A 21607-nucleotide genomic window follows, 5' to 3' on the forward strand; every position below is an offset into this window, starting at 1 on the left:
ATTTAGCTGTTTTTTCTTTTTCCTATTAATTTTGTTACAGAGAGCATTGTAATTGGTAAAGAATGATTCTTCCTAAATGCTAAATATTTACCGCTCCATGCTGGTTTATATTTTTCTTTAAAATGTCGTAATCCGCTGAAACTATACGTATAACGAACGTTATTAAAGATTGCAGCAGCCACTCGTTCAGACCAGAAAGACTGTGTGGATAAACCAACATTTGAAAGTGGTGCCATACCAATATTAAAGGAGTGGTACTCATTTTCTTTTGCCCATTGGAATAAGTGGATGAAAATTGCGTCCATAATGCCGCTAGGCGCATCTGGATAATATCGCATTAAATCGACAGATAATGATCCGTTTTGATATACGGGCATGAATGTTGTGAATGCAATAATTTTTCCATCCGCATCAGATAATGTTGCGATAGGAGCGCGACTAATATATTCACGATCGAAGTATCCGAGTGAAAAACCTTTCTCTTTTTTTCCACCAAGCCATGCATCTGAAACTTTTCTTAACTCTTCATATAATTCGTCGGAGAAAGGTGGCTCATGAATAGAGAATGTATAGCCTTCTCTTTCAAAACGGTTGAAAGTAGCTCGCATGCCAGCACGTTTCTTTCCTGTTATTGTAAAGGTATTTAAATCAACAACAGCTTCTTCACCGAGCTTAAAGAAGTTATAACCAAAATCGTGATATAAACTCATCCATTTACTTTCAATTTGGTAGAATACACAAATGTATCCAAATCGATCAGCCTCAGCTAAAAACTCTTGCAATACAGTACGATAGGAGGAAGGGTCACCAATTGGATCACCTAGTACAATAAGTCGTTTTCCAGTTATTGAGAAGAGAATGAGTGCTTTTCCATCACTACTGAAAAAGAACTGCTTATCTCCTAAAAAACCTAAATGACTAAGTACATTTCCACCATGTTCATCTAAGAAGTTTTGTAATCTTTTATCATTAGCTGGTTGCCCGGGAAATTCATTTCGATAACGATTTGCAATGAGTGAACCAATTAGTAAAAAAGTAGGAACAAAAAAGGCAGCTGCTAATGCACTTCGTTTCACTTGTGTAATATTACGAACGACAAAATCAGGTTTGAAAGCTTCCTTTGCACCTGCAAATAAAATACCTAAGTTTTTATATAAATATAACGTTACAAGTAGGAATATAAAAACTTTTACGATATCGGAAAGTGAGACTTCCATTTTCTCACGTACAAACCTTTTACGAAGCATATACAATACAGCGAGTACGATTAATAAAATAAACGTTTCTTCAACATCAATTCCTTTTAGTGTATTAAAAATAGCCGCTCCAATTAAAGAAACAATCGTCATATAATAAGAACGTTTTGTTCCGTAATATATCCCCCGTGAAAGAATGAGTAGGAGAATACCGAATGTTAGTGATAAGCTAAAAGAAAATTGAATAAGGTGTTTTGGAGCTAGAATATGTAAGGCGTGTGCCCGATTTATACTTGTCGGTAGAATGGTTGATAAAATAACCATTAAGCCAGCAAATACTGTTAAAGCAGCAGATGCCCAAGAACCTAACTTTCCTAGAAAGTCACGCTGCAAGGTCCATATAACACCAGTTGTCTCTAATGCAGGCGCAATAAAAGGTTTATCTTCAAACTTTTTAATGGCTACTCCTGTCATTTCAAAAGCTGCAAAAATGAGACCAAGGCAGAATGGTAAGATGTAATAGACGAGACGATATAATAACATAGCAGGGAGTAAAACACCTGTATCGATGCCGTATTGCCCAAGCCCAGTTAAGAAGACAAGGTCAAATGATCCAAGGCCACCAGGAACAAGACTAACGACACCAGCTAAAGCAGCAATGACATATACGCCTAAAAACTTTTGGAATTCGATTTCAATGCCAAATAATAATAATATGACGTACATAACAATACCAGCAGATACCCATTCGACTAATGAAACTAATGAGTATAAAACGGTTGGGTTCTTCTCCTCTTCTTCTTGTCCCTCTGTTTGCATCGCTTTTCTATTTTTTAATTTAGAAAACCCGATATATATAGGAACGAAAAGAGCAAAGAAGATAAGAACAGGCCATAGCCATGGTTTTTCATGCAAAATAAATCTCGTGTCTAATATTCCGATAAGACCAAGAAATGAAAGAATGGCTAATCCATTAATAAAGGCAGTTGTCATCCAAGCGATACTTTTAATAAGTTTTCCATTTTCTTTTATGTATGGACGATAAAGCATTGTGCGTACGCCGGCTCCAACGAGACCACCAAACCCGATAAATCCATTTAAAGTATTAGCAATCCACGAGATACGGAAAATCTTTTGGACAGGAATATCAGCTTTTAAGTAACGAAGCATAACATAGTCATAAAAGAACATTGTTGATACAGCGAATGCACCAAGTGTAATTGCTAAAAAGACTCCTCCAGTTGGAATGTTTTTAATTGTATCAATCGCTTCTAAAAAAGAAATGCCCGCTAATTCTTTTTTTGCTTGAAAGAATACAATTGTTAATACAACAAATGGGAAGATAATTTTCCCGATTTGTAAGAAACGTTTCCATGAAAACGACATAAATACAACTCTCCTTGTGTAAGAAAACTGAGACAATAATATTATTATGACAAACTTCAAGAAAAATAAAAAGGTAAATTCCTGTATAGGGGAGCTATTTTTTATATAGGTATATTTAAAAGAATATTTTGTTTATCAGAAAATTAAGTTAGAATAAGATAAAAGAAGGAGGAGGGGGGAGTATATGATTATAAAAGGTTATGTAGGATATGAGTTAGAAAAAGCGAAACCTAATACATCAGAGGATTTTTTTAACAGATCTGAAGTGACATATATATTAAATGATAAAGAGAAAACTTTTTCGGTTTTATACGTTCGATATTTTGAAGAAGTTTTACAAGAAATTACTCCTTTTGAAGGAAATCCAGTGTATAAAGTAGAAGAACAAAACATATATTTGCGCGATATTGTAGCGATATGTTGTTTAGTGAAAGATAGGGAGCTTCGTGCGCAAAAACGTTTGTATTTAAATAATATGGAAGAATTTCAACAATATTTTGATGAAGGAACGGTGTTGAAAGTACAAGAAATATTGGCTGAATTACATAAAAATAAAAGAGTAGAAATAGTGTGAAATGGCAAAGGAGAGAGAAAAATGTCTAATTTGATGGTTGAAAATCAAACAGAACAAGTTTCTATATTTTTAGAAGATGCTATTCATTTAATAACCAATTATGTAAATTATCATACGTTGCCTTCTTTATTAGAGGAGACACCGGCAGGGAACGAGCAATATTATAAAGGGTTATTAGCATCAATGAGACGACTTCTCGTTTTTTGCGAAGAAGGACATGATGCATGTTTTGTCTTGTTGAATAGTCAGCCATTTCGAAAAACAGCAGCTGAAAAAATTTTATATAAGATTTACCATCAAGTAATTGCAGAGTTTTTTTCACCGAAGAGTGATTATTGGTATGAAAATAGTCGGTCTGCATATACCGGAAAAAATTCTATCGTTTTTCAACAAACACCACCTGCATCATTGGGGCAAGTGATGAAGAGTTTAGAAGGTAAATTTCAATTGATGCGTGAAGAACTAGAATATTATGAGACGGATTATCAGACAAAGATGTTACACAAATATTGATTGCGGAAAAGAAGCTAAGGTGACTTAGCTTCTTTTCCTTTTGTACAGTTATATAAGGGATTTTCATTGAATATAGTTAAGTGGATAGCATTAGGGAGGTGCAACATGAATCAGCAAGGTGTATTTACAGATTACTTTCATGAAGTAGAAAATTGGTGTGAAAGTGTTCTTCACGTATTAGATAGCCGCGCAATGGAAGTGTATGATGTCCATATGCTTGCTTATAAAATTCAGACGTTGTTAGAGCGTATGAAAGAGCATGAGTATGAAACAGATGCAGAGTTTATGTATGAAATAAGTGATGATGTAGAACACATTCAGCATCACTTGCAGGAAGTATTTATGCAAGAAGAAGAGGAATATGAATTATATGAAAGAGGGGATAGCGAACGAGCTGTTCCAATTGGAGGACATACACTCCCGCCATTACCTTATCCGTATAATGCGTTAGAACCGTATATTTCTAAAGAAATTATGATGTTACACCATGATAAACATCATCGGAGTTACGTGGAAGGGTTAAATAAAGCAGAGAAGATGATGGAAGAAGCGAGAAAAACAAATCAATTTGATTTAATTAAGCATTGGGAGAGAGAAGCGGCTTTTCATGGGTCAGGTCATTACTTACACACGATATTTTGGAATAACATGAAAAAAGACGGTGGTGGAAGTCCAAGAGGTGCTTTTTCACAACAAATCGAACAAGATTTTGGGAGCTTTTTACGTTTCCAAAAACATTTTACAGAAGCGGCCTCTAAAGTAGAAGGTTCAGGCTGGGCAATTCTCGTTTGGGTGCCCCGGTCTGGAAGGTTAGAAATTTTGCAAAGTACACTTCATCAATTATTTACACAATGGGATACGATACCACTCCTTGTACTAGATGTCTGGGAACATGCGTATTATTTACAATACCAAAATCGAAAAGATGAATATATTAAAAACTGGTGGAATGTTGTAAATTGGCCTGATGTAGAAAAAAGGTTTGAAACTGCGAAACAAATTGAATGGACACCATATTAGACGCAAATTCTCTGCGTCTTTTTTAATGAAAGCAGAAGGAAGATTTCGTTCATATTTTAAAAGGCCAAGCATACACTTGTACAAAAAGTGCCAAAAGGACGTGGGGGGAAATATGAGACGAATTTGTGTAATCATTACGCTTCTTATTATGTACGCAAGCGTTATGCCAATTCCTACATATGCAAAGATGAACAGCAATGTCAGTGCTCGAAATGCTGTATTAATGGAGCAACAGTCTGGTCGTGTATTATACGGAAAAGCAGAACATGAACCTCAAAAAATTGCTAGTATAACAAAAATTATGACTGCCTTGTTAGCTGCTGAATCAGGGAAGATGAAAGAAATGGTGTCAGTTAGCAATGAAGCGGTGAGGGTGGAAGGATCAGCAATCTATTTAAAGCCTGGACAAAAAGTGAAGTTAGAAGATTTAGTATACGGACTCATGCTTAGATCTGGTAATGACGCAGCGCAAGTAATTGCTGAAAGTGTGGGTGGGAGTATAGATGGATTCGTATATTTAATGAATGAAAAGGCGAAAGAAATTGGAATGAAAGATACTCACTTCTCAAACCCTCATGGTTTAGATGGAGATGGATCACATTATTCGTCGGCTTACGATATGGCGTTATTAACGAAGTATGCAATGGGAAACGAGTCATTTAAAAAAATCTTTGGAACAAAAACGTATAAATCCGATTCTTGGGATTACCCGTGGAAAAATAAACATAAGTTGGTAACGTCTTATTATGAATTTGCAACAGGAGGAAAAACAGGCTTTACGAAGAAAGCAGGAAGAACGCTTGTTACAACGGCATCAAAAGATGGACTAGATTTAATTGTCGTAACTTTGAGTGCTTCTAGTGATTGGGATGATCATATGAATCTATTTGACAAAGGATTCGAACGTTTCAAGCAAACGAAAGTTTTAGGACAAGGAGCAATTGCTGAAATAAATGAAAAGAAGTATGCCAACCATGTTTATACGAAAAATAGTTTTTCCGTGCCGTTAACTGAAGAGGAAAGAAAGAACGTGTTATTAAAAGTTGAACTGGATAAAAGTATAACGCTTGAGGATGGAGTAAAGGTTGGAAAGACAGATGTTTATGTTGGCAATGAGAAAGTTGGAGAACGGAATTTATTTTATAGTAAACGGAAGTTAGTAGCTACAACGGGACTTTACTGGAATAATGTGAAAGAAATTTTTTCTTACATGATAGGTGTTGGGAACGATGGTTAATCTCGTATGGGTAGCGATGGCTGTCATTGGGATTGTATACGCCATGATAAATGGAACGATGGAAGAAGTGAATAAGGCTGTATTTGACGGAGCAAAAGATGCAGTAACGATTTGTATAGGACTTATTAGTGTTTTAGTATTTTGGCTTGGTTTAATGAAAATTGCAGAGGAAGCCGGATTGTTAAAAAAATTAGTTTCGCTTTTTATGCCGATAGTAAAAAGGTTGTTTCCAGAAATACCAAAGGACCATCCGTCCATGGGATTTATTCTATCAAATATGATGGCAAACTTTTTTGGTCTAGGTAATGCAGCAACCCCTCTTGGTATTAAAGCGATGGAACAACTAAAAGAGTTAAATGGAGGAAAGGATTCGGCGAGCCGTTCTATGGTGACGTTTCTAGCATTAAATACATCAGCTATTACATTAATTCCTACGACAGTCATTTCAATTCGAATGACGTATGAATCAGCCAATCCTACTGAAATTGTTGGGGTAACATTTATTGCACAAGTACTTTCTATGATTGGAGCGATTTGGATTGACCGCTATTTTTACCGAAGAAGGAGTAGAAAGGGGCGGAAAAAATGAGTATTGTAAATACAATTTCCTTATGGGTAATCCCTTGTGTAATTGGTTTTATCCTTTTATATGGCACGATAAAGAAAGTGCCGACGTATGAATCGTTCGTTGAGGGAGGAAAAGAAGGGATTCAAATTGCAATTTCCATTTTACCGTTTATGGTTGGAATGCTTGTTTCTATTTCTATATTCCGATCTTCAGGTGCGCTAGATGCAATGATATCAGTAATGAAGCCAATGCTAGATTTAATTCATGTTCCAGCAGAAATCGTTCCATTAGCACTAATACGCCCTATTTCAGGTTCTGCTGGTCTAAGTATTACGACTGATTTAATTGCCACATATGGGCCAGACTCATTCATTGGGAGATTAGCTTCTACGATGCAAGGGAGTACAGATACGACTTTTTATATTTTAACAGTATACTTCGGAGCTGTTGGTATTAGAAAAATGGGAGATGCATTAAAAGTAGGTCTTTTTGCAGATTTAATCGGAATTATTTGCTCGATTGTCTTTGTTTCCCTATTGTTTCAGTAAAGCTATTCATTTTTTATGCTATTTCGCGTATAATACGTATACGACCACTATTAAGGTGTAGCTTAATAGTGGTTTTTTTATGTGGTATTTTTGACAAAATGATGAACTTTTATTGTGAGAAATATGAAAAATATGGACAATAATAAAGGATAAAAACATGATTTGACCTTTATATGTTTAATATCATCGCTATGTTGTTTAAGTGAGATGGAGCGAATAACCGTAAAGCGTATGCGGTTGCCAAGTCTTTCTAATGTAAGGTAAGATAAATTCGAGGTGAAAAAAAGAAATGGAACGATTACAAAAAGTGATTGCGCAAGCAGGTATTGCATCGAGAAGAAAGGCTGAGGAATTAATTCAGCAAGGAAAAGTGAAAGTTAACGGAAAAATAGTAAAAGAGTTAGGAACAAAAGTAACTCCTCAAGATAAAGTAGAAGTAAATAACATCCCTCTTGAAAAAGAAGAACCTGTTTATTTTTTACTATATAAACCAACTGGTGTAATTTCAAGTGTATCAGATGATAAAGGTAGAAGTGTTGTAACAGACTTTTTCCCTGAAATTACACAACGTTTATTCCCAATCGGACGTCTAGATTATGATACGTCAGGAGTATTATTAATGACAAACGACGGGGACTTCGCAAATATATTAATGCATCCTAAATATAAAGTTGAAAAAACGTATGTTGCAAAAATAAAAGGCCCATTAACAGGTGAGAAAATTCGCATGTTAGAACGCGGTGTTGCACTAGAAGACGGTAAAACAGCACCAGCACATGTGAAAATTATTTCTTGGGACAAGCGTAAAGAAATGGCTATTGTACAATTAACAATTCATGAAGGACGTAACCGTCAAGTACGTCGTATGTTTGAAGCGTTAGACTGTAAAGTAGTGAAATTAAAACGTGAACGTTATGCTTTCTTAGAAGTAGGAAACCTGCGACCTGGTGATGCGAGAGAATTGACACCACATGAGGTGAAACAATTACGCGCGCTTGCTTCTACAAAGCCAAGATAAGCTATAGAGTTAAAAATTCACCAGTGGAGTGCTCTGCTGGTGATTTATTCAATACAACATTTACAGAAGATAATACATAACATTTACCGAGGAGAGGAGAGGTAATATGAAGAAAAATCGCTTATTATTTCGCGTTATTATTCTACTCATTTTATGTGGTGCTGTAGGATTTACCCTTTATCAAGGATTCTTTGCTAATAAAGAGAAAATGCAAATCGGAAAAGAAGCACCTAACTTTGTTGTGACGGATTTAGAAGGGAAGAAAATTGAACTAAAAGATTTAAAGGGAAAAGGTGTATTTTTAAACTTTTGGGGTACGTGGTGTAAACCTTGTGAAAAAGAAATGCCTTATATGAATGAATTATATCCAAAGTATAAAGAAAAAGGCGTTGAAATCATAGCGTTAGATGCAGATGAAACGGATATTGCAGTAAAGAACTTTGTGAACCAATATGGTTTGAAATTCCCAGTTGCTATTGATAAAGGACAAAAGATTATAGGAACATATGGAGTAGGTCCATTACCGACAAGCTTTTTGATTGATAAAGATGGAAAAGTAGTGGAGCAAATTATAGGTGAACAAACGAAAGAACAATTAGAAGGGTATTTAAAGAAAATTACTCCGTAATAAAGAAAGCCTTTACATAAGAGGTGCGTGTCTATAGTGCCTCTGGTTTAAAAATTCTGAGTATTGCGGTAACTCGAGGTTAGAATATACAATAGTACATATAGAGACAGGGCGGTGAGAGTGTTGAAAGAAATTAAATGTGAATGTGGACATGTTAATCCGATAGGAACCGTTTTTTGTGAAGCTTGCGGGAAACCATTTGAAAGCAATGAAAATGCAAAACTATTGGATATGCGCTATGAGGGGAGTGCACGGAGATCTCTCACGCAAACAAAAACGATAGTCGATAAAATTTGGAGCTTTTTCTCTTCTGTAAAAGTGGGTGTATGGCTAATCGTAATAACTTTAGCTGCATCAGCGATAGGAACTATTTTTCCGCAAGAAATGTACATAACTCCAGGGATTGCACCAGCTGAATATTATAAACAAGAATACGGATTTTTAGGGCAATTATACTATCAATTAGGATTTAATAATTTATACGGTTCATGGTGGTATATGATTTTGATTGCTTCTATCGGTATTTCACTTGTGATATGTAGTTTAGACCGCGTTATTCCACTTTATAAAGCTTTAAAAAAGCAAGGCGTAAAAAGACATCCTAGCTTTTTAAAGAGACAGAGATTATATGGGACTGGTACACCGAAAGATGGTGACCTGGAAAGAGTGCAAAAGAATTTAAAGAAAAGAAACTATAACGTGAAAGTGGAAGACGGAAACGTTTTAGCAGAAAAGGGACGCTTCTCGCGTTGGGGTCCATATGTAAATCATATCGGTCTTATTATCTTTTTATTCGGTGCGATGCTTCGTTTTTTACCGAGTATGTACGTAGACGAAGCACTTTGGTTACGTGATGGTGAAACGAAAGAAATACCAGGGACGGATGGACAATACTACTTAAAAAACGAGAAATTTATAAAAGAAGTTTATGATAAAAGTAAGGACAAGGAAGTTTTTGAGGAAGCGATTGATCGTGTAGGCGATAAAATGATTGCGAAAAACTTCCAAACGAATGCTGTATTATATAAAGCTGTGGGCGAAAATATAGCAGGGCAAAAACCAAAGTTGGAAAAAGTAAAAGAAGCGGAAATTCGAGTAAATGAACCACTGAAATTTGATCAATTTGCAGTGTATCAAGTGGATTATAAAGAAAGTGAATTTAAAAGTATGTCCTTCAACTTGCAAAATAAAGAAAATAATCAAAAATGGGGACCGATTAAAGTAGATTTAACGAATCCTAAGGAAAAATATGATTTAGGAAATGGTTATTCTCTAGAACTATTAAGCTATTTTCCTGATTTTTATTTCGATGAGAATGGAAAACCAAATACAAAAACGAAATTACCGAACAATCCTGCATTTGTATTTAAAATGTTTACACCTGAAACACCAGATGGTGAAGTGAGTTTTGTTGGTATTCAGCAAAATATAGAACCTGATGGAAACAACAAATATAAAATGTCGTTTGCAGGTGTTGAAATGCAAAATGCAACAGCACTTACTGTAAGAAAAGATTTAACGCTTTGGATTCTCGGTATTGGAGGGTTTATATTTATGGTTGGTGTCATTCAAGGTATGTATTGGAATCATCGCCGTATTTGGATACAACGTGTTAATGATGAATGGTGGATTGCAGGGCATACGAATAAAAATTGGTTCGGTTTAAAGAAAGATATTGAAAGAGTAATAGAAGGTACAGCAATTCCACAGCCAAATGATAAAGTAATCGATAAAAAAATTAGTTAAGGTGGGGAAACGATATGGTGCAAATAAGTAGTAACTTTCTCTTTACCGCATTTATTTTATATTTAATTGCGACTCTATTTTTTGGTGGAGCCATTAAAGAAAAGGGTCATAAATGGGCAAATGTAGGAATAACAATTACAATTTTAGGGTTTATAGCACAAACAGTATATTTTGTTACAAGGTGGATCGCATCAGGGCATGCACCAGTTAGTAACTTTTTTGAATTCGGTACATTTTTCGGCATGATGCTTGTAGGAGCATTTATTGTAATGTATTTTATGTACCGTGTAAGTATAATTGGACTATTTGCATTACCAGTTGCGCTTTTATTAATTGCCTATGCAAGTATGTTTCCGAGGGAAATATCTCCGCTTATTCCATCTTTAAAAAGTAATTGGTTACATATTCACGTGACGACTGCAGCAGCAGGACAAGCAATTTTAGCGATTAGTTTTATTACGGGCGTTATGTATTTATTAAAAAATGTAGATCAATCAACGAGAAGTAAACGGACATTTTGGCTAGAGACGGTAGTATTTACACTTGTTTGTACAGTTGGATTTATTGGAGTAACAACGGTATTTTCTAGTATGAAATATGAAGCGAAGTTTCAATGGGTTGATAAAAATGAACAGCAACTGGAAATGAAGTACAATCTTCCGGCTTTAGTTGGACCGCATGAAGGGAAGTTACTGACAGAAAATAAATTAGAACCGGCAGTTGAAGTTCCAGCGATTGTAAATGCGAAGAAATTAAATACTGTTATTTGGTCAGTGTTAGTTGGAACATTACTTTATATTGTATTAAGACTTGTTTTACGGAAGCGAGTATCGGCAGCACTTCAGCCGTTAGTAAAGAATACGAATAGTGATTTACTAGATGAAATCGGATATCGATCTATTGCAATTGGATTCCCAGTTTTCACATTAGGAGCGTTAATTTTTGCAATGATTTGGGCTCAAATAGCGTGGACGCGTTTTTGGGGCTGGGATCCGAAAGAGGTTTGGGCACTTATAACGTGGCTCTTTTATGCTGCAGTACTACATTTACGATTATCTAAAGGGTGGCATGGAGAGAAATCAGCTTGGCTTGCAGTAATTGGTTTTGCAATTATTATGTTTAACTTTATTGTAGTAAACTTAATTATTGCCGGTTTACATTCATATGCATAGAGAAATAAAATAGGAGAGTGCATGTCACTTTCCTATTTTATTTTTGTCAACTTTTCTTCTTTTTTGAGAAAAACATGACAAAGTAGCGGTTGATTTTGTAAAATGATGTCGAGGACATTATATACTGTTCAAAAAAAATACATAGTTTTGGAAAAAAATTGAACAAAATTTATTATTCTTGTGAAGCATAATATGGGAAGTGAAACATTTAGAAGATTGCTTAAATAAACGAGAATAGCGCAACATAATAGTAAAGAAGGGTAGGTGTGAACCGCTGAAGTGAGAGTACGCAGCGGGTAGAGATGGAAAATGAATCAAGAATTTTAATTGTAGATGATGAGGATCGTATTCGTCGTTTATTGAAAATGTACTTAGAAAGAGAACAATACACAATTGAAGAAGCAGATAATGGTGATACAGCTTTAGAAATGGCGTTACAAAATGATTACGATTTAATCTTATTAGATCTTATGATGCCTGGTAAAGATGGCATTGAAGTATGTAAAGGGGTTCGTGAGAAGAAAGCGACACCAATTATTATGCTGACAGCAAAAGGTGAAGAAGTAAATAGAGTACAAGGATTTGAAGTTGGAACAGATGATTATATTGTAAAGCCATTTAGTCCACGTGAGGTCGTGCTACGTGTGAAAGCGGTATTACGTCGTGCTGTACCAACAACATTCTTTACACAAGATACAACGACAAAAGATGTTACTGTATTCCCGCACTTAACAATTGACAACGATGCACACCGTGTTACTGCAGATGGTAATGAAGTAAACTTAACGCCGAAAGAATATGAGTTACTATTATTTTTAGCGAAAGCTCCTGATAAAGTATTCGATCGTGAGCAACTGTTAAAAGAAGTATGGCAATATGAATTCTTCGGAGATTTACGTACAGTTGATACACATGTAAAGCGTTTACGTGAGAAGTTAAGCAAAAAATCACCAGATGCAGCGAAAATGATTGTTACTGTTTGGGGTGTAGGTTACAAATTTGAGGTTGTGAACGACTGATGCTTTGGAGAAGTGTAGTAGGGAAGTTATGGATGACCATATTACTTCTCGTTTCGTTTGTTCTTGGATTTGTTGCGATTTTACTTTCACAGTTTTTTAGAACGTATTATGTTGATATGAGTGAAGCTAGGCTTCAAAAAGTCGCAACAAGTGTTTCAGAGTTAATTGAAGAAGGTGCCGATGTAAAAACGATTGAGAATATCGCTTACAAATTCTCTGATCCACTTTCAAGGATTATTATTGTAGAAGATGGTAAAGAAATCTCTTCTTCACCGAAACAAGAAGGCTTAGTCACTCTTACAATGGATGACTTAAAAGAAGATAAAGAATTAGCGGCTGTGTTTACAGACAAAAAAGAAATTAAGAATAACATTAGAAAAGCCTCTAATAGTAGAAAAAATAAAAATACTGAAAATGATATTATGATTGTCGGAAAACCAGTGCAATCAAAAAATCAAAGTGCAGTGTTTGTATACGAATCTTTACAAGTGCCGATACAAGGTATGGAAAGAACGACTGATTTTATATTCTTATCAGCAGGGATTGCGATTATATTAACAACTTTCTTTGCATTCTTCTTATCTACTCGAATTACAGCACCACTTCGTAAAATGCGTGAGGTTGCTTTTGAAGTGTCGCGTGGGAAGTTTGATGCGAAAGCTCCTATGGTATCTCAGGACGAGATTGGTGAGCTCGCAACGGCCTTAAATCAAATGGGGAAACAGTTGAAGTTTAATATGAATGCCCTGCAGCAAGAGAAAGAACAGTTAGCAAGTATTTTGAGTAGTATGGCAGATGGGGTTATTACATTAAATCAAGAAGGTGAAGTTGTAGTAATCAATCCGCCGGCTGAACATTTCTTACAAGTTTGGCAAGAAGAAAAAGAGATAGAGCTCAGTAAAAAACTGCCTTCTGAACTTGTTGAACTATTCCATCTCGTTGTAGAAAGCGAACAACAACAAGTTGTTGAAATTAATTTACAAAAAGGGAACTATGTAGTTCTTATGACGCCGCTCTACAATCAAACGAAAATTCGCGGGGCTGTAGCAGTACTGCGAGATATGACGGAAGAACGTCGTCTTGAAAAGATGCGTCAAGACTTTATTGCGAATGTATCGCATGAACTTCGTACACCGATGGTCATGCTGCAAGGGTATAGTGAAGCAATTTTAGATGATATTGTGCAAACGAAAGAAGAAATTAATGAGTTTGTTCAAATCATTTATGATGAATCCGTTCGTTTAGGTAAACTTGTAAATGAATTATTAGATTTAGCACGCATGGAAAGTGGTAATGTAGAGTTACATATAGGTGAAGTGGACATACATCCGTTTGTTGAAAAAATTGGTCGTAAATTCCAAGGGATTGCAAAGGATAAAGAAGTTGAACTAACAGTTGATTTCAAAAATCCAATTGAACAATACCCGTTTGATGCAGATCGTATGGAACAAGTATTGACGAATTTAATTGATAACGCAATACGTCATACGAACGCAGGCGGACATGTAACACTTGTAATTGATACGAAAAATAATGGTCTCATTTTTGAAGTACAAGATTCGGGCGTTGGTATTCCAGAAGAAGATATTCCATTTTTATTTGATCGTTTCTATAAAGCTGATAAAGCAAGAACACGTGGAAAAAAAGGTGGAACAGGACTCGGGCTTGCGATTGCGAAAAATATTGTTCAAGGCCATGATGGTAAAATTTCTGTATCAAGTGTTGTTGGAGAAGGAACTACATTCTCTGTCTATTTACCGAATCGTATAATTTAGATATACGTTTTTAAAGTTGATAATGAATAAAGTTCTGCTGTTTTTTATTTTTTTGTAAACTCAATTAAATAAAGAATGGTAGAACTTTTTTCTATGTTGCTCGAATAAAGAATAACAAGAGAGGTGCTGTGAAGAAATGAAATTATATACAAAAACAGGAGATAAAGGAACGACAAGTGTAATAGGTGGTAGGGTTGATAAAGATGATATCCGTGTGGAAGCGTATGGAACAATAGACGAGGCGAATTCTCATATCGGATATGCAATGACTAAACTACAAGGCGGGCCTTTCGGAGATATTTACAATGAACTTGAAACGATTCAACATGAACTATTTGATTGCGGGGGAGACTTGGCGATAGTAGGTGAGAAGATACCTTATAAAGTAAAAATTGAAATGGTCGAAAACTTAGAAAGTAGGATTGATTCGTATATAGAAGAAGCACCGCCGCTAGAGCGCTTTATTTTACCAGGTGGAAGCGAGTCGGCAGCTGCTATTCATATTGCACGTACAGTTGTAAGGCGAGCAGAACGATGTATCGTGTCCTTACAAAAAGAAGGAAAAATAAATGAAGTTGTTCTAAAGTATGTAAATAGATTATCTGACTATTTATTTGCAGTAGCTAGAGTAATAAACGCTCGATTACAAGTAAAAGATGTAGAGTATAATCGCAGTGCAATCGTTTTTCGTGATAAGAAAGAGAAGGAAGTGGAGTGATTCACTTTCTTTTTTGTATACTTTTTTCTGTAATATACCAAAATAGAGAAGGTATGGTGGTAATTAGAAAACGGAGGATGTATATGAAAGTTTTAAAATACGGCGTTATGTTATTGACAGTACTGTTTTTATCTCAATTACATGTGTACGCAGAGGGAAATCAATGGGCATGGCCTGTTGAAGGACAGATAAGTGATTATTTTGGGACAAGACACGGAAAACACTACGGTATAGATATAGCGGCACCGATCGGCACGCCTGTGTCAGCTATTCAAGAAGGGAAGGTAACAAAGTCTTATTATTCAAGTAGTTATGGAAACGTTATATTTATTAAACATGGAGAATATGAGGCTGTGTATGCACATTTAAATAAGAGATATGTAGTTCAAGGGGATTATATTTCAAAAGGAGAAAAAATTGGAGAAGTAGGGAACACGGGAGAATCGCGAGGTGCACACTTACATCTAGAACTTCATCAAGGAAGATGGACGATGGCGAAAAAGAATGCGATGAACCCATTGCTTGTTTTAAGTGAACAAAGAAATGAAGTTGTTTCTTCATCATTATATGTCGTACAAAAAGGGGATACTTTAGTTAGTATTGCACGGAAATTTAGTATGACACTTAAGGAGATTAAAGAAAAAAATGGATTGCAGCAAGAGCTAATTTATCCTAATCAACAATTATATGTTAAGTAAAGGCAACGTCTCAAAAATTAAACTTTGAATATTCTTAAATAAGGTTCAATGTAAATGAAATTATATGGGCGCTTCTCCTAGAAGTATTGAGTGAATTAGAGTATCTATATTTAAAAGAAAACCGTCCCAAAATTTATTTTGGGACGGTTTCTTTTACCAAAAAATAAAGACACATATAAATCCAGAAATAGCTAAATAGCTATATAAGTAAAAAACTTTTGTTCTTGTTTTCTCTTTTGTTCGAAACAGTACGATAGTCGGTTCAATTAAACCGATTGTCAAACAAAGTAGGCCAAGAAGCATACAACCAATCGAAATAGAATACAGGGCGATTTGTGGTGCTTGAAATGGAATCATCCATTTTAATAAAAATGCAATAAGTGCAGTGTAACAAATGCTACCGATGTATTTATTCAGTGGTGTATTAGAACGAAAGCCAGGAAGTTTTTTTAAGAAAGAGCGGGAAACAACTTCTGTTTGTAAAGATGTATGCTCTTCAATAATTTTTTGAGCTTCTTTTCCTTTTTGAAAAAGAGATAAGATCCAATTTCGCTCACCCTGAAAAATAAATTGAGAAGTTGTCAAATAGTGATCAATCTTCACTTTACTCCAACTCTTCCACGGATGACGCTCACACAATTTTAATTTACTTTCTGTTTTCTTATCATACTGATAAATACTGATGCCATCTTCATCGAAAGTAGCATAGTATGTCTCGTTTGAGAATGTGCCTAAATCAATTGGGCAGTAGAAAAGTAATTCTTTTTTTAAGTAAAAGTATTCTTTTCTTAAGTTTTTTTTCATTGCTTCTCGAATAGAATGTCTCTTTTCTTTTTTCATGACATTTCCTCCATAACTCAGAAAATGTTCTTATCTTAACAATTCAATATCTTATCACTTTTAATTATATATGACTAGGTAATTCAAAAGAGAAATGCCGAATAATAAAAAATATGGATTGTATTGTAAAATATTTCGCAATTCATTTGTTGTTACGAAAAATAAATAACTAATTTTAAATAAGTTACAATTTTTTAGTTCACAATGTTATGAGGTTGTTGTATAATGAAGGGGAAAATAGAATATCGGTCTATCTTCGGGGCAGGGTGAAAATCCCGACCGGCGGTGATGAACTATTTATGATTTTGTTCTAAGCCCGCGAGCCGTTAAGGCAGGATTTGGTGTGATTCCAAAGCCGACAGTATAGTCTGGATGGGAGAAGATGGAGGTTCAAGCGTTCAAAAAAGATATGGATTTGAACGTCTGTTTGATGTGCCTTAAATTCTCCCTTTGTGTAAAACACAAAGGGTTTTTTCGTTCTATGAAAAAATAGGCATAGCAGAACCTTTCCACTTTCCATGAGATGATCGATGGAAAAGGAGAGAGAAAGATGAAACAAAAAAACAGTGTAGTGCAGATGGTGAGTGTAGCGATGCTAAGTAGTATTGCATATTTACTAATGATGTTGGATTTCCCGTTCCCAGGGCTTCCGCCATTTTTGAAAATTGATTTTAGTGATGTACCAGCTCTAATTGCAGCAATTATCTTTGGACCAGTAGCAGGAGTGATTGTAGAGGCGATAAAGAACATTTTACATTACGGGATTCAAGGAAGTTTAACAGGAGTACCAGTTGGAGAAATTGCAAACTTTATTGCAGGATGTTTATTTATTGGACCAGCAGCTTTCTTATTTAGAAAGTATCGTACTGTGAAGAGTTTAACGACAGGATTAATGCTAGGGACAATTACAATGGCACTTATTATGAGTGTATTAAACTACATCATCATATTCCCGGCTTACACTTGGTTTTTAAATTCACCGGCTATGTCTAGCGAAGCTATCAGAACAACGGTTGTAACGGCAATCTTACCATTTAATTTAATTAAAGGAATTGTTGTAACAATTGTATTTGTAGCATTATTCTCACGCCTGAAAGTATGGGTGTTTGCAAAAATGAAAAATGCATAATATATATTAAAACCATTAGTAGTGTGGAACTACTAATGGTTTTTTATTAAGGAAAATAAAATTTAGATACAAAAAACGCCCCTCATCAATATGAGGGGCGTTTTTTGAAGTTAATAAAAGACTATTCGAATTTTAAAGCGTCTCCGTCGAATGATTCGTCAGCAACTTTAATTGAGTCAGTTGGACAGCCTTCGAATGCATCCATCATATCTTCAATTAATACATCTGGAATTTCAACGATACCTTGGTTATCGTCTAATGTTACAAATGCAATACCTTCATCATCATAGTCATAAATGTCTGGTGCAGCAGCGCCACAAGCACCACATGCAATACAAGTATCTTTATCAACGATTGTATATTTTGCCATCTTTTTTCCCTCCTGATAATATGTATGTGAAAAGCTCGCCATAAAAATTATAACCTTATTGTAAAACGGTTTGTGAAACTTTTCAACATAAAATTATAATGATAATGCTTATCAATTAGAGTGTCAACTTATTTTTGAATTATGTCATAAGATTTTCAAAATACGTAAATGTGATTTCGTTTGATACAATAGAATATATACAAGTATATAGTTCTTATATGATAAGTTTAATGAGCGACAGTAGATAGTGTAATTGTACTGAAAAGAATGAAGTTAAGATTGGAAGGTGGAAGCGGTCATGCAAATACAATATACTTTGTTGCATTGTTTAAAACAATTGAATGGTGAAAGAACCGTTTCTTCTATTTATTATTTACTAAAGGGCAAACGTTCTTCGCAAACTTTACAAGATGGAAATATGTTCCGGATTTCTTTTTTATTCGGAATATATAAATCATTAAATAGAAATGACTATGATGGTGAAGTTGTAAAGTTGTTGCAAGCGGATTTTATTCAAGAAATACATGAAAATACATATGTGTTAACACCTACGGGTAAAATGCAGTTACATAAATGGGAGGAAGTTTATGCTTTTCCAGCACATTTGCATGGTTTACATTATGGTGAATTAGGTGAAACATTTTGGAAAAGATTATCATTGATTATTCAAACCATATCAAATTTACAACAGAATAATACGAAGTTTATCCCAATTCAACAAGATACAGAAATAATGATGTGGGTAAAACGTTTTCTAACAGGAAGGCCATATAAAAGAAGTGAGTTGGCGAGGAAACTATGGACGGAAGTACATAATCTTTTGGAAAAGAGTAATGCGATAGAAGCGACGATTGTAACATATCGACTAACGGGCTATGAACGTATTGGTTGTACATTGCAACAATTAGCAGAAATTACGAAACAAGATATATTCAGGGTGTATTTTTTATTTTGGGGTACAATGCATTTCTTTATACAAGAAGTTCGTGATAAAGAAAATGAATTTCCACTATTAGCTGAAATTATATCTTATCCAAATGAGAGAGCTGAATTATTTAGTTTATCCACGAAAAAAACATATAATTTTTGGAGACAAGGGCGTTCTTTAGAAGAAATAGCGACGATTCGGAATTTAAAGGTTGCAACGATAGAAGATCATTTTGTTGAAATTGCTTTGCGAGAAAAAGATTTTTCTATTGAAATGTTTATGGAAAAAGAAAAGATAGACAAAGTAATAAAAGTAATTGAAGCATTACAAACGCGGAAGTTACGTGTTTTGAAACAAGCTGTTGGAGAAGATATCTCTTATTTTGAAGTTCGTCTTGTATTAGCGCGGATGGAGGGTGTAAATGAAACTTGAAGAATATTTATATAAGTGGTTTGGATATTCTGAATTTCGTCCAGGTCAAAAAGGAGTTATTACAGATTTATTAGAAGGAAAAGATGTGATAGCAATGCTTCCGACTGGAAGAGGGAAATCTATGTGCTATCAGTTTCCGGGGCTTATGCGAGAAGGAACAGTGCTTGTTGTATCACCGTTATTATCTTTAATGGAAGATCAAGTGACACAATTAAAGTATGTTGTGAAAAACCGAGTGATAGCATTTAATAGTTTTCGGACATTAAATGAAAAAAGAGAAGCGATGAAAAAATTATCTTCATATAAATTTATTTTTGTTTCACCAGAGATGTTACAGTCGGAGTTATTAATTAGGGAATTGAAGAAAATTCATATTTCATTATTTGTTGTTGATGAGGCTCATTGTATTTCTCAATGGGGTTATGATTTTAGACCGGACTATAAGAAACTAAATGTAGTTATTGAAAATATTGGTTCTCCTACAGTATTAGCATTGACAGCCACAGCGACAAAAGGGGTACTACAAGATATCGCAGACAGTTTAAATTTAAAGGGTGCCGCGGAACATGTATACTCTATTGACCGTCCTAATATTGCAATGGAGGTGCAATTTGTAGAGACGATAGAAGAAAAGAAAGAGGCGCTTTTGGAGCAGGTGATGTATTTACAAGGGCCGGGAATTGTATATTGTTCAAGTAGAGCATGGACAGAAAGGTTAACGGAATACTTGAGAGGAAAAGGTGTTACTGGTGTAGCTTTTTATCATGGTGGTATGGAACATGAAGAGCGTATGTTAATTCAACAACAGTTTATGAACGATCAATTGCAGCTTGTAATATGTACAAGTGCATTTGGTATGGGGGTAAATAAGGCGAATACGCAATATATTATTCATTTTCATTATCCAACTAATATAGCTTCTTACTTACAAGAAATCGGAAGAGCTGGAAGAGATGGCGAACCGAGTATAGCTATTTTATTGTGTAGTCCGTTGGATCATGATTTACCAATTTCAATCATTGAGGATGAATTGCCAAGTAAGTCGCAAATACAATTTTTATTTTCTTTACTACAAGAAAGAATGTTTCAAACGAAAGAATTACCAATAGAAGATGTAGAAGAAATTTGTTATAATGCAGCAAGATTTAATGAGCAATATTGGCGTTTCGTTCGTTATCATCTCGAACAGGTTGGAATTATACAACAACGAAGATTATTATTAGAGGGTTTGTCAGATGAAATTATGAACCGATTAATAGCTGAAGTAGAGATAAGGTTGCGTAATAAATATAGTGAGCTAGAAAATATGAAGTCATGGATACGAGTTAAAGGATGTAGACGTGAATATGTGTTGCAACAGTTCGGTTATAGGAAAGAGAAAGAGTTAAATAATTGCTGTGATTATTGTGGTATTACAAAAGAAGATTATAAAAAAAGACGAGCGCAACAATCGGATTTCGACTATAATTGGGAAACAGAGTTACAAAAGCTTTTCGGCCTAGAAAAGATGGGGGAATGATGAACATTCAAAGGCATAATGTTGAAGATATGAGTCCGCAGGAAATAAGGCTGAATCTATATATAACACAGTTAATTATTATCGGTATTGGCTGTTTACTAGCATATATATTATTTCAAGATGTAAAAGAAGTGTTTAATTTATGGAGATGGGAACCAGTATCTATACTTATTATAGGTGGTTTGTTAGCGATTGGTATTGTGTTATTAGATTATGTTGCAATGCGAGTGTTTCCAGAGTCTTGGTTTGATGATGGTGGTATTAACGATAAGATGTTTCGAGGAATGTCGGTTCTGCATTTACTCATTATTACGTTCGTAATCGGTTTTGCAGAAGAATTTTTATTTAGAGGTGTAGTGCAGACTCATTTTGGAATTGTAATTGCGAGTTTCGTATTTGCAGTGTTACATATTCGTTATATAACAAAGCCATTTTTGTTTTGTTTCGTCTGTTTCATTAGTTTTGTCTTTGGTTATGTATTTGAATGGACAGGGAATTTGTTTATAACAATCTTTGCACACTTTCTTGTTGATTTTATAATGGGACTCCAATTAAGAAAATAAATGGAAGGTG

21 protein-coding genes and 1 riboswitch are annotated in these 21607 nt (G+C 34.9%); of the genes, 18 read left to right on the plus strand and 3 right to left on the minus strand.

Features of this window, described 5'->3' with window-relative positions; all coding sequences use genetic code 11:
• Positions 1–2: 2 nt before the first annotated feature.
• Entirely contained in the window at positions 3–2582 is a 2580-nt protein-coding gene (mprF, locus tag AC1Q8M_RS03635; RefSeq protein ID WP_061666894.1) for a bifunctional lysylphosphatidylglycerol flippase/synthetase MprF, read from the minus strand.
• Positions 2583–2766: 184 nt separating this feature from the next.
• On the opposite strand from mprF, the gene AC1Q8M_RS03640 reads away from it, so the two are divergent.
• From AC1Q8M_RS03640 to AC1Q8M_RS03705, 14 genes are all read left to right on the plus strand, one after another.
• Positions 2767–3156 carry a hypothetical protein gene (locus AC1Q8M_RS03640; RefSeq protein ID WP_000584360.1) on the plus strand — a complete coding sequence of 130 codons (390 nt, stop codon included), beginning with the start codon at positions 2767–2769 and terminating at the stop codon, positions 3154–3156.
• A gap of 21 nt (positions 3157–3177) precedes the next feature.
• On the plus strand, positions 3178–3669 hold the full coding sequence (locus tag AC1Q8M_RS03645) for a YpuI family protein (RefSeq protein WP_000067551.1): 492 nt from the start codon (positions 3178–3180) through the stop codon (positions 3667–3669).
• Positions 3670–3774: 105 nt separating this feature from the next.
• Positions 3775–4689, plus strand: coding sequence for a superoxide dismutase (locus AC1Q8M_RS03650; RefSeq protein WP_001075742.1), 915 nt, complete (start codon positions 3775–3777; stop codon positions 4687–4689).
• Between the two features lie 112 nt (positions 4690–4801).
• The gene (locus tag AC1Q8M_RS03655) at positions 4802–5926 is read left to right on the plus strand and encodes a D-alanyl-D-alanine carboxypeptidase family protein (protein ID WP_001252626.1); all 1125 of its coding nucleotides are present in this window, start codon (positions 4802–4804) and stop codon (positions 5924–5926) included.
• Positions 5919–6515, plus strand: coding sequence for a spore maturation protein SpmA (spmA, locus tag AC1Q8M_RS03660; protein ID WP_000247810.1), 597 nt, complete (start codon positions 5919–5921; stop codon positions 6513–6515). The genes AC1Q8M_RS03655 and spmA overlap by 8 nt, the downstream gene beginning before the upstream one ends.
• Complete coding sequence (gene spmB / locus AC1Q8M_RS03665; protein WP_000029514.1) at positions 6512–7042, plus strand: spore maturation protein SpmB; 531 nt, start codon at positions 6512–6514, stop codon at positions 7040–7042. The genes spmA and spmB overlap by 4 nt, the downstream gene beginning before the upstream one ends.
• A 289-nt stretch (positions 7043–7331) precedes the next feature.
• Complete coding sequence (rluB, locus tag AC1Q8M_RS03670) at positions 7332–8060, plus strand: 23S rRNA pseudouridine(2605) synthase RluB (protein ID WP_072939627.1); 729 nt, start codon at positions 7332–7334, stop codon at positions 8058–8060.
• A 106-nt stretch (positions 8061–8166) separates the two neighbouring features.
• Positions 8167–8688 carry a thiol-disulfide oxidoreductase ResA gene (gene resA, locus AC1Q8M_RS03675; protein ID WP_000742194.1) on the plus strand — a complete coding sequence of 174 codons (522 nt, stop codon included), beginning with the start codon at positions 8167–8169 and terminating at the stop codon, positions 8686–8688.
• A 120-nt stretch (positions 8689–8808) separates the two neighbouring features.
• Positions 8809–10434 (plus strand): cytochrome c biogenesis protein ResB, encoded by a 1626-nt coding sequence (gene resB, locus AC1Q8M_RS03680; protein ID WP_000910517.1) that lies wholly within the window; start codon positions 8809–8811, stop codon positions 10432–10434.
• A gap of 14 nt (positions 10435–10448) precedes the next feature.
• Positions 10449–11606 carry a cytochrome c biogenesis protein ResC gene (resC, locus tag AC1Q8M_RS03685; RefSeq protein WP_000250087.1) on the plus strand — a complete coding sequence of 386 codons (1158 nt, stop codon included), beginning with the start codon at positions 10449–10451 and terminating at the stop codon, positions 11604–11606.
• Between the two features lie 302 nt (positions 11607–11908).
• Positions 11909–12625: a DNA-binding response regulator ResD gene (resD, locus tag AC1Q8M_RS03690; protein WP_000426861.1), complete on the plus strand. Its 717-nt coding sequence runs from the start codon at positions 11909–11911 to the stop codon at positions 12623–12625.
• Positions 12625–14400: a sensor histidine kinase ResE gene (gene resE, locus AC1Q8M_RS03695; RefSeq protein WP_000964683.1), complete on the plus strand. Its 1776-nt coding sequence runs from the start codon at positions 12625–12627 to the stop codon at positions 14398–14400. The genes resD and resE overlap by 1 nt, the downstream gene beginning before the upstream one ends.
• Before the next feature lie 136 nt (positions 14401–14536).
• Positions 14537–15118 carry a cob(I)yrinic acid a,c-diamide adenosyltransferase gene (locus AC1Q8M_RS03700; RefSeq protein WP_000781271.1) on the plus strand — a complete coding sequence of 194 codons (582 nt, stop codon included), beginning with the start codon at positions 14537–14539 and terminating at the stop codon, positions 15116–15118.
• An 83-nt stretch (positions 15119–15201) separates the two neighbouring features.
• On the plus strand, positions 15202–15816 hold the full coding sequence (locus AC1Q8M_RS03705; protein WP_000866228.1) for a peptidoglycan DD-metalloendopeptidase family protein: 615 nt from the start codon (positions 15202–15204) through the stop codon (positions 15814–15816).
• A gap of 153 nt (positions 15817–15969) precedes the next feature.
• Here AC1Q8M_RS03705 and AC1Q8M_RS03710 read toward each other — a convergent pair whose 3' ends face one another.
• Positions 15970–16656, minus strand: coding sequence for a hypothetical protein (locus AC1Q8M_RS03710; RefSeq protein ID WP_000711798.1), 687 nt, complete (start codon positions 16654–16656; stop codon positions 15970–15972).
• Positions 16657–16904: 248 nt separating this feature from the next.
• A riboswitch (FMN riboswitch) is annotated at positions 16905–17044 on the plus strand.
• A gap of 162 nt (positions 17045–17206) precedes the next feature.
• Here AC1Q8M_RS03710 and AC1Q8M_RS03715 point away from each other — a divergent pair.
• Complete coding sequence (locus AC1Q8M_RS03715; RefSeq protein WP_000810856.1) at positions 17207–17785, plus strand: ECF transporter S component; 579 nt, start codon at positions 17207–17209, stop codon at positions 17783–17785.
• 121 nt (positions 17786–17906) lie between these two features.
• On the opposite strand, the gene AC1Q8M_RS03720 is transcribed toward AC1Q8M_RS03715, so the two are convergent.
• A complete protein-coding gene (locus AC1Q8M_RS03720; RefSeq protein ID WP_001151993.1) occupies positions 17907–18155 on the minus strand; it encodes a ferredoxin in 249 nt (82 codons plus the stop codon).
• Positions 18156–18453: 298 nt separating this feature from the next.
• On the opposite strand from AC1Q8M_RS03720, the gene AC1Q8M_RS03725 reads away from it, so the two are divergent.
• From AC1Q8M_RS03725 to AC1Q8M_RS03735, 3 genes are read left to right on the plus strand one after another with little or no spacing between them, the layout of a single operon-like run.
• The gene (locus tag AC1Q8M_RS03725) at positions 18454–19515 is read left to right on the plus strand and encodes a YpbB family protein (protein WP_001167017.1); all 1062 of its coding nucleotides are present in this window, start codon (positions 18454–18456) and stop codon (positions 19513–19515) included.
• The gene (recQ, locus tag AC1Q8M_RS03730) at positions 19505–21034 is read left to right on the plus strand and encodes an ATP-dependent DNA helicase RecQ (RefSeq protein WP_016082279.1); all 1530 of its coding nucleotides are present in this window, start codon (positions 19505–19507) and stop codon (positions 21032–21034) included. The genes AC1Q8M_RS03725 and recQ overlap by 11 nt, the downstream gene beginning before the upstream one ends.
• A complete protein-coding gene (locus tag AC1Q8M_RS03735) occupies positions 21034–21597 on the plus strand; it encodes a CPBP family intramembrane glutamic endopeptidase (RefSeq protein ID WP_001025783.1) in 564 nt (187 codons plus the stop codon). Before recQ ends, AC1Q8M_RS03735 begins: the two co-directional genes overlap by 1 nt.
• Positions 21598–21607 lie beyond the last annotated feature (10 nt).

It is taken from the genome of Bacillus sp. GW823-FHT06A10 (genome assembly GCF_058795375.1).

What these genes read in the sequence shown, in the direction of transcription:
- mprF (WP_061666894.1), bottom strand. Translation starts at nt 2,582, where the DNA reads ATGTCGTTTTCATGGAAACGTTTCTTACAAATCGGGAAAATTATCTTC.
- AC1Q8M_RS03640 (WP_000584360.1), top strand. Translation starts at nt 2,767, where the DNA reads ATGATTATAAAAGGTTATGTAGGATATGAGTTAGAAAAAGCGAAACCT.
- AC1Q8M_RS03645 (WP_000067551.1), top strand. Translation starts at nt 3,178, where the DNA reads ATGTCTAATTTGATGGTTGAAAATCAAACAGAACAAGTTTCTATATTT.
- AC1Q8M_RS03650 (WP_001075742.1), top strand. Translation starts at nt 3,775, where the DNA reads ATGAATCAGCAAGGTGTATTTACAGATTACTTTCATGAAGTAGAAAAT.
- AC1Q8M_RS03655 (WP_001252626.1), top strand. Translation starts at nt 4,802, where the DNA reads ATGAGACGAATTTGTGTAATCATTACGCTTCTTATTATGTACGCAAGC.
- spmA (WP_000247810.1), top strand. Translation starts at nt 5,919, where the DNA reads ATGGTTAATCTCGTATGGGTAGCGATGGCTGTCATTGGGATTGTATAC.
- spmB (WP_000029514.1), top strand. Translation starts at nt 6,512, where the DNA reads ATGAGTATTGTAAATACAATTTCCTTATGGGTAATCCCTTGTGTAATT.
- rluB (WP_072939627.1), top strand. Translation starts at nt 7,332, where the DNA reads ATGGAACGATTACAAAAAGTGATTGCGCAAGCAGGTATTGCATCGAGA.
- resA (WP_000742194.1), top strand. Translation starts at nt 8,167, where the DNA reads ATGAAGAAAAATCGCTTATTATTTCGCGTTATTATTCTACTCATTTTA.
- resC (WP_000250087.1), top strand. Translation starts at nt 10,449, where the DNA reads ATGGTGCAAATAAGTAGTAACTTTCTCTTTACCGCATTTATTTTATAT.
- resD (WP_000426861.1), top strand. Translation starts at nt 11,909, where the DNA reads ATGGAAAATGAATCAAGAATTTTAATTGTAGATGATGAGGATCGTATT.
- resE (WP_000964683.1), top strand. Translation starts at nt 12,625, where the DNA reads ATGCTTTGGAGAAGTGTAGTAGGGAAGTTATGGATGACCATATTACTT.
- AC1Q8M_RS03700 (WP_000781271.1), top strand. Translation starts at nt 14,537, where the DNA reads ATGAAATTATATACAAAAACAGGAGATAAAGGAACGACAAGTGTAATA.
- AC1Q8M_RS03705 (WP_000866228.1), top strand. Translation starts at nt 15,202, where the DNA reads ATGAAAGTTTTAAAATACGGCGTTATGTTATTGACAGTACTGTTTTTA.
- AC1Q8M_RS03710 (WP_000711798.1), bottom strand. Translation starts at nt 16,656, where the DNA reads ATGAAAAAAGAAAAGAGACATTCTATTCGAGAAGCAATGAAAAAAAAC.
- AC1Q8M_RS03715 (WP_000810856.1), top strand. Translation starts at nt 17,207, where the DNA reads ATGAAACAAAAAAACAGTGTAGTGCAGATGGTGAGTGTAGCGATGCTA.
- AC1Q8M_RS03720 (WP_001151993.1), bottom strand. Translation starts at nt 18,155, where the DNA reads ATGGCAAAATATACAATCGTTGATAAAGATACTTGTATTGCATGTGGT.
- AC1Q8M_RS03725 (WP_001167017.1), top strand. Translation starts at nt 18,454, where the DNA reads ATGCAAATACAATATACTTTGTTGCATTGTTTAAAACAATTGAATGGT.
- recQ (WP_016082279.1), top strand. Translation starts at nt 19,505, where the DNA reads ATGAAACTTGAAGAATATTTATATAAGTGGTTTGGATATTCTGAATTT.
- AC1Q8M_RS03735 (WP_001025783.1), top strand. Translation starts at nt 21,034, where the DNA reads ATGAACATTCAAAGGCATAATGTTGAAGATATGAGTCCGCAGGAAATA.